Annotated in this window: 10 protein-coding genes and 1 tRNA gene; 9 read left to right on the top strand and 2 right to left on the bottom strand. The window is 53.9% G+C overall.

Annotation, left to right across the window (positions count from 1 at the left end):
- Window positions 1-88 precede the first annotated feature (88 nt).
- From ribH to BLR09_RS07945, 4 genes are all read left to right on the top strand, one after another.
- On the top strand, window positions 89-571 hold the full coding sequence (gene ribH / locus BLR09_RS07960; RefSeq protein WP_093200124.1) for a 6,7-dimethyl-8-ribityllumazine synthase: 483 nt from the start codon (window positions 89-91) through the stop codon (window positions 569-571).
- Window positions 572-596: 25 nt separating this feature from the next.
- Window positions 597-1955, top strand: coding sequence for an aspartate kinase (locus BLR09_RS07955; protein ID WP_093200103.1), 1359 nt, complete (start codon window positions 597-599; stop codon window positions 1953-1955).
- A gap of 68 nt (window positions 1956-2023) precedes the next feature.
- Window positions 2024-3286, top strand: a complete 1263-nt coding sequence (gene serS, locus BLR09_RS07950) for a serine--tRNA ligase (RefSeq protein ID WP_093200102.1) — start codon at window positions 2024-2026, stop codon at window positions 3284-3286.
- A 470-nt stretch (window positions 3287-3756) separates the two neighbouring features.
- Entirely contained in the window at window positions 3757-6525 is a 2769-nt protein-coding gene (locus tag BLR09_RS07945; RefSeq protein ID WP_093200100.1) for a T9SS type A sorting domain-containing protein, read from the top strand.
- 222 nt (window positions 6526-6747) lie between these two features.
- On the opposite strand, the gene BLR09_RS07940 is transcribed toward BLR09_RS07945, so the two are convergent.
- Both BLR09_RS07940 and tgt read right to left on the bottom strand, forming a co-directional pair.
- Window positions 6748-8226, bottom strand: coding sequence for an OmpA family protein (locus BLR09_RS07940; protein WP_093201377.1), 1479 nt, complete (start codon window positions 8224-8226; stop codon window positions 6748-6750).
- 147 nt (window positions 8227-8373) lie between these two features.
- Window positions 8374-9507 (bottom strand): tRNA guanosine(34) transglycosylase Tgt, encoded by a 1134-nt coding sequence (gene tgt / locus BLR09_RS07935; RefSeq protein WP_093200099.1) that lies wholly within the window; start codon window positions 9505-9507, stop codon window positions 8374-8376.
- A 125-nt stretch (window positions 9508-9632) separates the two neighbouring features.
- Between tgt and BLR09_RS07930 the strand changes: the two genes are divergently transcribed.
- The 5 genes from BLR09_RS07930 (at window position 9633) to BLR09_RS07910 (ending at window position 13313) form a co-directional block, all read left to right on the top strand.
- Window positions 9633-10745 (top strand): glycosyltransferase, encoded by a 1113-nt coding sequence (locus BLR09_RS07930; RefSeq protein WP_093200098.1) that lies wholly within the window; start codon window positions 9633-9635, stop codon window positions 10743-10745.
- A 10-nt stretch (window positions 10746-10755) separates the two neighbouring features.
- Window positions 10756-11382 carry a 16S rRNA (guanine(527)-N(7))-methyltransferase RsmG gene (rsmG, locus tag BLR09_RS07925; protein WP_093200094.1) on the top strand — a complete coding sequence of 209 codons (627 nt, stop codon included), beginning with the start codon at window positions 10756-10758 and terminating at the stop codon, window positions 11380-11382.
- Between the two features lie 52 nt (window positions 11383-11434).
- Window positions 11435-11836 carry a PH domain-containing protein gene (locus BLR09_RS07920; RefSeq protein WP_093200091.1) on the top strand — a complete coding sequence of 134 codons (402 nt, stop codon included), beginning with the start codon at window positions 11435-11437 and terminating at the stop codon, window positions 11834-11836.
- 68 nt (window positions 11837-11904) lie between these two features.
- Window positions 11905-11978, top strand: a tRNA-Asn gene (locus BLR09_RS07915).
- A 219-nt stretch (window positions 11979-12197) separates the two neighbouring features.
- On the top strand, window positions 12198-13313 hold the full coding sequence (locus BLR09_RS07910) for a Fic family protein (RefSeq protein ID WP_093200088.1): 1116 nt from the start codon (window positions 12198-12200) through the stop codon (window positions 13311-13313).

The raw sequence follows: 13313 nt of genomic DNA, 5'->3' as shown, positions 1-13313 counted from the left end.
GGGCACAAAAGCACTAAAAATGAAAGGGATGGGGCCTGTTGGTCACATCCCTTTTTTCGTATCTGTCGTCTCACATTTTTGCCCGAATATGGCTTCCGAACATAAAAACCTGAGCGTTTTTTCCACCGAGAATCTTCCGGACATCAGCGAAAAACATTTCGCTATCCTCGTTGCGGAATGGAACAGTGAAGTAACCGATCCGCTGTTCAGCGGCGCCTATCAGACGCTGCTGCGTTTCGGAGCGAAAGAGGAGTTTATCCATGTACAGACCGTTCCGGGCAGCTATGAGCTGAGCTATGGCGCGGCACTCGCGGCTCAGGCCTCGCACATCGATGCGGTGATCTGCATCGGCTGCGTCATCCAGGGCGAAACCCGGCACAACGATTACATCAACAATGCCGTCGCGCATGGGCTCACGCAGGTAAGTATTCAATACAATAAACCCGTCATTTTTGGTGTTCTGACGCCGAATACGCTTCAGCAGGCGCTGGACCGGGCAGGCGGCAAACATGGAAACAAAGGCGATGAAGCCGCCATCACGGCGATCAAAATGCTCGGCGTTTCTTTCTGACTTTTTAAACCTTAACTACTACCTCATGCAAGTCTGGAAATTTGGTGGAACATCCGTAGGCAAACCGGAACGGATGCATTCTATCCGGAATCTCATCACTGCCGACAGCGGCAGGAAAATCGTCGTTCTTTCAGCGCTTTCCGGTACCACGAACAGCCTGCTTTCGATGGGTGAGTCCGCCAAATCCGGAAACGAAGAGGAACTCGCCGGCAAGATTGCCGAACTGCGCGCGCATTACGACGCGTTTGTGAAGGAGCTTCTCGTCAGCCCTGAAGGCCTCGCAAACGGACAGCAGATCGTTGAAAAAGAGTTTTCCTTTATTCAGTCGGTGACGTCCATCCGGCCGTTTACACTGAAACAGGAGAAGGAACTCGTCGCACAGGGAGAGCTCATGTCGACGCAGCTCTTCCAGGCCTACCTCGAAGAGCAGGGCGAAAGCTCGGTGCTGCTTCCGGCCCTGGAATTCATGCTCATCGACGCTGACAACGAGCCCGTTCTGTCACATACCGAAGAAGCCCTCGGCCAGATGTTGCTCCAGCATGCTGACAAACAGTTGGTTATTACCCAGGGATTCATTTGCCGGAATCCGCGCGGAGAGGTAGACAATCTCAAGCGGGGCGGTTCAGACTACACCGCATCGCTGATCGGCGGAGCGATCCGGGCGGAAGAAATCCAGATCTGGACCGACATCGACGGGATGCATAACAACGATCCCCGCATTGTGAGGAAAACATTCCCCATCCGGGAACTCACGTTTGAAGAGGCGGCTGAACTGGCTTATTTCGGCGCCAAAATCCTGCACCCGAGTACGATTACACCGGCGAAACTCCGCGGTGTACCGGTTCGGCTGAAGAATACAATGGAACCGGAAGCGTTCGGTACCCTGATTGCAACCAAATCCAGCGACCGGGAAATCAAGGCGATTGCCGCGAAAGACGGTATCACAGCAGTATACATCCACTCGACACGTATGCTGAATGCCTATGGCTTCCTGCGCAGGGTATTCGAGGTGTTTGAGAAGTATAAAACGCCTGTGGACATGATAACTACCTCGGAAATTTCGGTATCTGTCACGATCGACAACCCCGAAAACCTGGAGGCTATTTCCGCGGAACTGCGCCAGTTTGCCGACCTGGAAGACCACGATTATAACCAGACCATCATCTGTATCGTGGGGAATTTCTCGGCCGACAAGGAAGGAGTGGCTCTGAAGGTATTGGAAGCCATGAAAAACATCCCGATCCGGATGATTTCCTATGGTGGTTCCGAACATAATATTTCGATTCTGGTGGACGGCAAATTCAAAGCCGACGCGCTCAACGCCCTCAACGAGCGCCTCTTCTATTATGAAGACGCCATGAAAGGTATTTTTACGGCTCCCTGAGAGCCGACAGCCGGGCGGATGACGCCCGGCTGATGGTTCCATTTTTCTGACCTTACGGGTCAAAACCAATGCTACAACTCAACTTCATCCGGGAAAATAAAGACCTGACGATCGCCGGCCTTACCAAACGGGGGTTTAAAGATCCCGAGGCAGCCGTCGATCAACTCATCCACCTCGATCAGCAACGCCGGGAAACCCAGGCCGAACTGGATACGACCCTGGCTCAGTCCAACGCGCTGGCCAAGCAGATCGGCGGCCTGATGAAAGAAGGCAAAAAAGAAGAAGCCGAAGCGGCCAAGGCACAAACGGCCGAGCTGAAGGCGAAATCCCGGGAACTCGAAGAACAGCTCCGCCAGGCGGAATCTGTGCTGCTGGATGAGCTCGTGAAATTGCCGAACCTGCCGCACGCCAGCGTTCCGGAAGGCCGTACGCCGGAAGAAAACGTGGAAGTATTCCGCTGGGGCACACTGCCGGAGCTTCCGGCCGACGCGCAACCGCACTGGGAGCTGATCAAAAAATACGATATCATCGATTTCGAGCTGGGCAACAAGATTACCGGCGCCGGATTCCCGGTCTACAAGGGAAAAGCCGCCCGTTTGCAGCGAGCGATGATTAATTTTTTCCTTAATCAGGCGTCTGACGCGGGTTACACGGAAATGCAGCCTCCGATTCTCGTCAACAAGGATTCCGGCTTTGCTACCGGTCAGCTGCCGGATAAGGAAGGCCAGATGTATTACGCCGGCGAAGATGACCTGTACCTGATCCCGACGGCCGAGGTCCCTGTGACGAACCTGTACCGGGACGAAATTCTGACGGATCTTCCGGTGAAAAACGTTGCGTACACGCCGTGTTTCCGCCGGGAAGCAGGCAGCTGGGGCGCTCACGTACGGGGCCTTAACCGCCTCCACCAGTTTGATAAGGTTGAAATTGTTCAGATCCGGAAGCCGGAGGAATCCTACCAGGCGCTCGACGAAATGGTTGCCCACGTCAAAACGCTGCTGGAGCAATTGAATCTGCCCTACCGCATCCTCCGCCTGTGCGGAGGCGACCTCGGCTTCACGTCTGCACTGACGTATGATTTCGAAGTATGGTCTGCCGCACAGCAGCGCTGGCTGGAATGCAGCTCTGTTTCCAATTTTGAAACATACCAGGCCAACCGTCTGAAGCTCCGCTATAAGGTCGACGGGAAAACCCAGCTGCTCCATACGCTCAATGGTTCTGCCCTGGCCTTGCCCCGTATTCTCGCGGCGATGCTGGAAAATAATCAGACGGCGGACGGCATCGCGATTCCTCCTGTCCTGGTTCCGTATTGCGGTTTTGACCGGATATGATTCGGGTTGACCGATAAACGAGCGACTTCCTTTTCGAAGGGAGTCGCTTTTTTTTTGCATAAGACGGGGTATTATTTCTACAGTCTTTACTATAAGAATCGACAGTTGATACGAGGAATTTAGTAAGTGGAATGTCCGTCTTGGTTTTTTCTCCGATTTTTGAAGTCGATTTTACCCTTACCACCTTTCCCTGCCGGTTCGGAATATGAGCATAGGACCATTTTTCGTTCAGCCTATAGGTCTTTTTATGCCCGAATTCCGCACGGCCATCCAACCTCTCTAGCATAATTTTTGTCTTGAGAGCAACGTAGAAGCACAATACCTCGTATCTATTCCGGGGAAAGGCTGCCATAGGCGGTCGTCCGGATCGGGGATCGCTTGTTCTTCCGGAGGCTGTCCATGATAACCGGGACCCCCTGAAAACGATACTATAAAAGGACTTTCTTCAGACCCAGAATGAACTGTTAATCATGTATTTCCGCAACCTTGTCTTTATTTTTTTACTTGTACCCGTCATTACTCACGCCCAGATCGCCGTTACGTTTCCGCTCAATCGCATTGTTCTCCAGCGCAATAATGCCAATCAGACCAAAATGCAGATTGCCGGAACGTACTACCAGGCTGTAGATAAGGTCGAAGCGAAGCTCACGCCGGTAAACGGAGGCAACCTCATTGACTGGACAACGATACAGCAGTCGCCGTCCGGCGGCGCTTTTGCCGGGGCACTGACGGTGTCCGGGGGCTGGTATACCCTGGAAGTCCGTGGCAGCTACCAGGGCAATGTCGTCGCCACGGACCGGGTCGACCGGGTAGGCGTAGGAGAAGTATTTGTTGTCGCCGGCCAATCCAATGCCCGTGGAGTTCCGGGGACAGCTATTCCGGATCCGTCCGACGAGCGTATCTCCATCGCTGATGGTTCCAATTACGAAGACGGATTCCCATCCAACCCGCAGTCACCGGCATTCAAACGCATGACGGCCGGCTCCAATGTACTTCCCAATGGTCCGAATTCCTGGTATTGGGGGATGGTCGGCGAGATCCTTACACGCCGCCTTAACGTACCCATTCTCTTTTACAATGCGGCGACAGACAGGACAACGGTCCAGAACTGGCGCGAGTCATCCGAAGGGATCCGCACCCAGAACCGGTACTGTACTTCCTGCGGCGAAGCCGGCTACTATCCGCAGGGCATTCCCTATGACAATCTGAAAAACACGCTCAATTATTACTGCTCGCTGACCGGCGTACGCGGTGTGTTGTGGCACCAGGGAGAGGCCGACGACTGGACGATGAAAACTTCCACTGCCAGCTATGTTTCAGATCTGACGAAAGTTATTGCCAAGAGCCGGAGCGACTTTGGCTACAACCGGCTTTCCTGGATGGTTTCGCGGGTTTCATACAATTCAGGACAAACCTGGCAAGCTACGATCAACGGTCAGAATCAGGTAATCGCCAGTGTATCGGACGTCTATCCCGGACCTGCAACCGATGGCATTGACATTCCCCGGGTCGACCCTCCCGGCGATGTACACTTCCACGGAGAAGCACTTCCCACTGTCGCTCAGGCCTGGGGAAACAGTCTGACCGACGCCTATTTCGCCAATACTGCTCCGATGGAAGCCGCCGACCTGCTTAGTATTTCAGCAGCTTGTGCCGGCACCAATACCCTCACGCTGACCGTTCCGGGGCAAACTCCCTACGCCTGGAGCAACGGCGCCACCGGTTCCAATGTCACCGTCGGGCAGGGGACTTATTTCGCGAAGGTGAAAAGCGGCAATAAAACCCGCTTCTCCGCTCCATACAAGGTACCATCCGTTCCGACGATCAACAGCAATGATCTGAAGTATACCGGCGGCAATGCCTATTACTGCGAGGGGTCTTCGCCTGTTCTGACTTCTTCCTACAACACCGGCAATACCTGGAGTACGGGCGCCACGACCCAGAGCATCAGCCTGGCTCCGAACGGCGGCTCTTACAGCCTGAAATACAAGGATGTACTCGGTTGTGAATTTGCGTCCGGAACAGTACAGATCATCCAGCGCTCCCGCCCGGCGAAACCCAGTATTTCGGCAGACGGGTCGACTACTTTCTGCGAAGGAACAGGACGTAATCTCTCGGTGGATCAAAACGCCAGTTCCTACCTGTGGAGCAACGGCTCAAATAACAAAACCATCCAGCCGTCTACGTCCGGAGTATACACGGCTCAGGTCGTCGACGAATACCAGTGTACTTCGGCTGCGTCCGACGGCATTCAGGTAACGGTGAACCCCGCCCCTGCAAAACCGAGTATCACAGCCAGCCGGACAATCAGCGGCGGCAGCGTCTCGCTTTGCGACGGAGAAAACGTCACCCTGACCTCCAGCGCTTCCGAATCGGGATACAACTGGAACTACCAGAGCCAGACGTCCGCCGGCATTACCGTTAACCAAAACGGTTCGTTTCAGGTACAGACCATCAGCAAAGCGAATTGTTATTCGCCCTGGTCGGACGCTGTGGGCGTGAAAGTCAATCCCCTGCCCGCCAAGCCTACTACCCGTGTAAAAGACGGCCTGCTGGCCTTCTGTGAAGGGAAAACTGTTACGCTCGAAGCCATTACCGATCAGAAAGCTTCCTGGGTTTCGGGAACGACCCAGGTTTCGGACAATGCCACGCTCAAAACAGGTATTTCCGGTACGTACTACGCCCAGGCTACCGATCAGAATAATTGTAAAAACCTCTCTGATCCGGTGACGGTGAGTTCCCGTCCGAATCCGCAGACGCCGACGATCGTGGCTATCAGCCCGTATACCCTTCAGGCGAAAGCCGATATCCCCGGCACGCAGAATTCCTGGTTTATCGGGGAAGACACGCTGACGTTCAATTCCGTGTACTTCAAGCCGCTGAAAGAGGGGACGTACCGCGTCAGCAGCGTTATTCGCTACACAGTTGACACAGGCTCTTTCACATGCTTTTCGGCCGTTTCGCAGCCGTATACTTTTGCTTACAATGCCAACAGCGATAACTTCATCGTGTATCCGAACTTCAGTACGACCGGCGACTTCACGCTCGAAACCAAAGACGTCTGGAAAAATGCAGATGTATCGGTGACGACCATGAACGGGACCGTCATTTACCAGGGCCGGGTGACAGAATTTAACGAGCGGAAATTCCTGCGCCTCGGTACGCAGCCGGGTGTTTATATTCTGCGGATTCAGACGGCTACCGAAACCCGGACGAAACGGCTCGTTGTTCGTCCATAATCCTTCTTTTACAACACAAGACAAGCGGCTGGTATCTGTTCAGGATACCAGCCGCTTGTCTTGTTCATGACCACGATATCCCCATTTTCTGTGTATTCTGTGCTTTCTGTGAGAAAAGAAAAGTATGTTCTCACAGAAAGCACAGAATACACAGCAGGTATTTTCAGGTCACAAAAAAGCCCCGCGAGGATGTCGCGGGGCTTTTCTGCTATCTGTTAACTATCAGGGCAGCAACCGGATTTCTACCCGACGGTTGCGTTGCTGACCCTCCCGCGAGGAATTGTCAGCAATGGGTTTGAACGACCCGAAGGAATCCGTCAGAATCCGGCTCGGATTCGCTACGCCGGCACTGATGAGGTATTTCTTGACAGCCTGTACCCGACGGTCAGACAGGGCCACGTTGTGGCGGTCAGACGAGCGGCGGTCGGCATGGCCGGTTAATTGCAGGCGGCAGTTGGTCCGGTTGAGCAATTCAGCCACTTTCCGCAGCATATCGTTGTATTCCGGTTTGACGACGCTCTTATCGGTATCAAACTGGATATTGGCGAAAATTTCCAAACAGGCCTGACCCGGCACGAGCGAGTTGACTACCTGCTCGAAATCGATGGCTACACCCGCGCCGGAAACGATACTTCCGGCAGGTGTATTCGGCTGTTTGTCGAAGTAGTCGGAAACGCCGTCGTCGTCCGAATCGATCAGCAGACGGGGATCGATGTCTTTCGGGCGGTTGGCCTTCGCAATCGAATCGATTTCCGACATCGTCAGGATCTTCTCCGGCTTGATCAGCAGGCGGGGATCGGTATTGCGGAGGTGGTAAGTACCCTTGGAAGAGTCCCATACTTTATCGCGTCCTACCTTGATGGCGTTCCGACCGAATTTGTAGGTCAGGGAGAGATACGGCGTCGCGTATTTGTCGAGGTCCGAGTTACCTTTCTTGAAGGTGCTGATATCGCCCCGGTTACCTGTTTTGTCATACATTGACGTGTTGTCTCCGCCGACGGTCGCGTCCAGCTTTTCCGTATTGACATTATTCAGCACAATATCCAAACCAAGGTCAAACCGGGGAGAAAGTTCATAGGAAACCGCCAGTCCGACCGGAAAAACCACTTCCCGTGTCATGCTTTTTGTCGATGCCTTGATACCCGTGTAGGCCGGGTCGCTTTCGATAACCGTCAGTGTGGGGTTCGACATGCGCTGCACGCGACCCGTCCCGATTTCATAGGCGGTGGATTTGAACCACATCACGCCGATTCCGGCATGCAGATCGATTTTCCAGCGGTTGAGCTTCCGCGGCCCGAAGAGGAGACTTTTGAGGTTGGTACTGCCGACGAGCGCGCCCTGGTAGTAATCCGCGCGGAAATACGAGTTATAGATGCGGCTTTTCGCGCCCCGGAGGTTTCCGAAATCGCCTTTGAGGCTTAAGCCGAAAAGATGCGAAAGCTGTTTGTTGAGGTCTACTCCGAAACCGAAAGCGCCACGCTCAGAGGCGGGAGAGTATTCTTTGGGGTGGGGAGCCGGCCAGAAATCATATTCCCGGAGATCCCCGAAAAACTGAGGAGAGCCGCCGCGTACCGTCAGCGACCAGGTATTCATGCTGTTAGGGCCTTCGTAAAGCGCATTCGGCGAGTAAGGAACTGTTTGCGACCATGAGGAGGCGATTCCCGTAACCAGAAGCAAAGACAGCAAGCAGAATCTTCTCATAAGGTTCATGTTGGAAGAGAAGGGACGTATCCCCCGGTTGTCAGTTTGAAACAGTCTCCGCAAAAATAGAAGTTAATTCCAATTCACTTCCCTGCGATACCTACGGGATTCCGGGGCATTGCTATTTCTTCCCTTCTCTTCTGTGGATCAAAGGCGTTGCATCACCTGCCGGACCATCCCGTCTTTCCAGGCGGCGAAGGTACCGTCGAGAATCCGTTCGCGGGCCTGTTTCACCAGCCAGAGGTAGAACGTCAGGTTATGCACGCTGGCAATCTGCGGGCCGAGGAGCTCGTCCGACTTGAAAAGATGGCGCAGGTATGCCTTCGTGTAAAACGTACTGGCATAGCCGCCGAGGGCTTCGTCGACCGGGCTGAAATCTTCCCGCCACTTCTCGTTTTTGATGTTGATAATCCCCTGCGTGGTATAGAGAATGCCATGGCGGGCGTTGCGCGTTGGCATCACGCAATCGAACATATCGACGCCAAGCGCGATGCTTTCGAGGATATTGGCCGGCGTGCCGACGCCCATCAGATACCGGGGCTTGTCGGCCGGTAGGATGGAGCAAACGAGATCGGTCATCTCATACATGTCTTCGACGGGTTCGCCGACGGACAGACCGCCGATGGCGTTGCCTTCCCGGCCCATCGAAGCGATGAATTCGGCCGACTGGGCGCGCAAATCCTTGTAGGTACTGCCCTGAACTATCGGGAAGAGCGTCTGGGAATGTCCGTATTTCGGTTCGGTAGCGTCGAACCGCTCGCAGCAGCGTTTGAGCCAGCGGTGGGTGAGCTCCATCGAGCGGCGGGCATACCCGTAGTCGCACGGGTAGGGCGTACACTCGTCAAACGCCATGACAAAATCAGCGCCGATGGTCCGCTGTATATCCATCACACCTTCCGGCGTGAAGTAGTGCGTGGAGCCGTCGATATGCGATTTGAACTTGACACCTGCCTCGTCGATTTTACGGCCGGTACCGGCAAGGGAATACACTTGAAACCCGCCTGAATCGGTCAGAATAGGGCGGTCCCAGCCATTAAATCCATGTAATCCACCGGCTTTTTCGAGTACTTCGAGGCCGGGGCGGAGGTACAGGTGATACGTGTTGCCGAGGATAATCTGTGCCTGTATATCGTCTTTCAGTTCCCGCTGGTGCACTGCCTTAACCGTTCCGACGGTTCCAACCGGCATGAAAATCGGGGTTTCAATCGTCCCGTGATCGGTTTGGATACGCCCGGCCCGGGCCTTGCTGCCGGGGTCCTGCTTGATGAGATCGAACTGCATAATTCCGTAGTCAAAGGAGGCAAAGTTAATTATTTCGGGCCGGAGGGCGCGTATCCCCGGTGTTGCACAGGCGATTATTCCCCGTCAAACCGCTATTTTTGCGGCTTTGATGACTTTTCCCCACCGTGATCACCGTCGGAATTATCCTGCTTTCTACTGTATGCGCTGTTCAGGGACTGTACCTGCTGGTCTTTTCCCGGGCGGCCTTTCATACGCCCGGTGAAGAACCCGCCTCTTCGCTTCCCGGCGTTTCGATTGTGGTATGTGCCTGGAATGAGCTGGAAAACCTGCAGGTGCTGATACCTGTGCTGCAGGAACAGAACTACCCGGAGTTTGAAATCGTCGTGGTAAACGACCGCTCGACCGACGGCACCTACGCCTTTTTGCAGGGTTTTACGCCGGAGCAGGTACGGGTGGTGACGATCAACCGGACGCCGTCGCATATATCCGCCAAAAAATACGCCGTTACCCTGGGTATTCAGGCAGCGAAATACGATGTCATTTTGCTGACGGACGCGGATTGTCGCCCCGCCTCGCCCGATTGGGTCCGGTACATGGCCGGGAATCTCTCCGGAGACATTGTACTGGGGTACTCGCCGTACTTTGCCTATCCCGGTTTTCTGAATACCCTCATCCAGTTCGAAACGTTCTATACCGCCCTTCAATACCTGTCGTTTGCCCTGGCCGGAGCGCCGTACATGGGCGTAGGCCGGAACCTGATGTACCGGAAGTCGTTTTTTCTCGAACACAAAGGCTTTCATGGCTTTTTGAATGTATTGGGGGGAGACGACGACCTCTTCGTCAACAAAACGGCCAAAGGACGCAACACAACGGTATCCCTGCACCCGGATAGCTTTGTATGGTCAGTGCCGAAGCAGACGAAAGAGGAGTGGTCGCACCAGAAACGCCGGCACCTCTCGGTCGGAAAGCTGTACAAAAAACGGCATCAATTTCTGCTCGGCATGCAGGCGCTGAGCCATGCCGGCAGCTGGGCTATTTTTGTGGTAACGGCGGTAATCGCCCTCCTGAGCCGCAACCTGGAAGAACTTGGCTGGATACTCGGTATTTTTGGCGTGCGGACGCTCCTGGTGTGGCTGGTCTGGTCGGGAGTAAACCGGAAACTCGGCTCTCCCCTCCGCACATGGCAATTACCGCTTTTTGACCTGCTCTGGGCCTTTTACCTGTCCTGGTCGGGTTTTGTTTCGCTGTTTTCCCGGAAGACCGTTTCCTGGAAATGACTTTTGCGCTATGGAATTGATTAAACAGTATTTTCCGTCCCTGACCCCGCGGCAGGAGGAGCAGTTCGGCCAGTTGGGCGAGCTGTATCGTTTCTGGAACAACCAGATCAACGTGATTTCGCGGAGCGACGTGGACAATCTCTACGAGCGGCACGTGCTGCATTCGCTCGGAATTGCGAAGGTCATGTCGTTCAAACCCATGACGGAGATCCTCGATGTGGGTACGGGCGGCGGCTTTCCGGGTATTCCGCTGGCGATTTTGTTTCCGGAGTGCCGGTTTCATCTTGTCGACAGCATCGGGAAAAAGATCAAAGTCGTGGAGGAAGTTGCCAAGGGCGTCGGCCTGATGAACGTCCGCGCCCAACAGACCCGTGCCGAGCAGGTACCGGCGGAGGCCTATGATTTCGTCGTGAGCCGTGCTGTCACGCGCCTGACGCCGTTTTATGGCTGGGTCAAGACGAAAGTCCACAAGAACCAGTTCAACGACCTCCGGAACGGTATTTTGTACCTCAAAGGCGGCGATCTCGAAGAAGAGCTCCGGGAGCTGGGCCGGAAGACGCAGGTCTACAACCTGTCGGACTACTTTGCCGGAGAGTTTTTCGAGACGAAGAAAGTCGTTTATGTTCCGTTTTCCTGAGGCCGGGCAGCCGGTCTTTTCACCCCTTTACACCTAATTTCCCTTATCACACATGGGCAGCTACGTCGATAATCACCTCATCAAAGACGAAAAAGTCGAATACGAAACCACGCATCACTGGGTGATCTTCTTCACCTGGGCGTCGCTCTTCACGCTGACGATCGCGGCGTGGATCCGGAAGTCGAGCAACGAGTTCGTCATCACCAACAAGCGGCTGATCATCAAAACCGGCTTCATAGCCCGCGATTCAGTCGAGCTGAACCTGGACAAGGTTGAGAGCATTCAGATCGATCAGAGCGTCTGGGCGCGCATGCTGGGCTATGGAACGATCACAGTTCATGGAACAGGCGTCACCAATGCCCGCTACACACTGGTGAGCGATCCCCTCGAATTCCGCCGGAAATTCCAGGAGCAGTACGACCAGTACAAGCAGTCCCGAAACACGTTTAATTAATTTTTTTTCTGGAAACACTTGCGTTCGCCTGTTTGAAGCATTAGTTTTGCACTCGCTTTCAACAGCACTCCCGAATAGCTCAGTCGGTTAGAGCATCTGACTGTTAATCAGAGGGTCGCTGGTTCGAGCCCAGCTTCGGGAGCATTTTAGAAAACGGTTACGATGAACGTCGTAGCCGTTTTTGTTTTATATCTGCTTTCATTGTTATCACTTCCCGGTTGTCTCACCGCTCCATTCGCTGAGATATGTCTTTCTCACGCCGGTATCGTTGGCCGGTGCGGCGAATACAGGACTTATTTACCGCAAATCATGCGGTGAGTGTGCTTGTTATTTTTTACATTCACCGCAAAACATGCGGTGAATGTATATCCATCAACTGCCGGAATGGCCTGCTTTTTCCTGGGATCAAAAAACGGTTTCATTTGCCCTTGCGGCCGTACGTCACAAACAAGGCAGGCTTGTCGGACGAATGGAGGCGCTGGGATTTCCTATGCGCGACGAAGCAGTACTTCAAACACTGACACAGGACGTAGTTAAAACAAGCGAGATCGAGGGCGAGTTACTTAATCCGGATCAGGTTCGGTCGTCCATAGCCAGACGGCTGGAAATGGACATCGGCGCGCCGATTCAGAGTGACAGACAGATCGATGGCGCTGTAGATATGATTCTGGATGCCACCCAGCACTATTCGCTCCCGTTAACGAAGGATCGGTTAATGGGATGGCATACCTCGCTGTTTCCGACCGGCAGAAGCGGATTATATGCCATCACAACCGGAGAATGGCGTCGGTCTGAAAACGGCCCGATGCAGGTAGTTTCGGGACGGGTTGGTCGCGAGATCACCCATTTTGAGGCACCGGAAGCGACTCTGATACCGGAGGAAATGGACTCCTTCCTGACATGGTTCAATGCGGAAGACCGCATTGACCCGGTATTGAAAGCGGCGCTCGCCCATTTATGGTTTGTCACCATTCATCCTTTCGACGACGGGAACGGCCGGATTGCGCGGGCTCTGACCGATCTGATGCTTGCCCGTTCTGATGAAAGCGCACAGCGCTTTTACAGTATGTCGGCTCAGATCCGGCTCGAGCGCAAACAATACTACGAGATACTGGAAACAACGCAGAAAGGGGACTTGACTATCACCGGTTGGCTTCTGTGGTTTTTTCATTGCCTCGATCTTGCACTTTCGGCGGCGAATGATCTGTTGGACACTGTCCTGTCAAAAGCACGCTTCTGGGAAACCATCTCTTCATCCAAGCTCAACGATCGCCAGAAAATAATGATTAACAAACTTCTGGATGGTTTTGAAGGAAAGCTGCGAACCGCGAAATGGGCAAAAATCATGAAGGTATCAACCGACACAGCCCTCCGCGATATCCTCGGCCTCGTCGAACAAGGCATCCTCCTCAAAGAAAATAGCGGAGGCAGGAGCACAAGCTATATTTTAGCTAACCCTCTCAACCCTCCGAAATAA

The organism is Siphonobacter aquaeclarae (assembly GCF_900103285.1).
GTDB lineage: Bacteria > Bacteroidota > Bacteroidia > Cytophagales > Spirosomataceae > Siphonobacter > Siphonobacter aquaeclarae.
The sequence above is the reverse complement of the archived record's forward strand: the minus strand, read 5'-3'. Positions and strand labels throughout refer to the sequence as shown.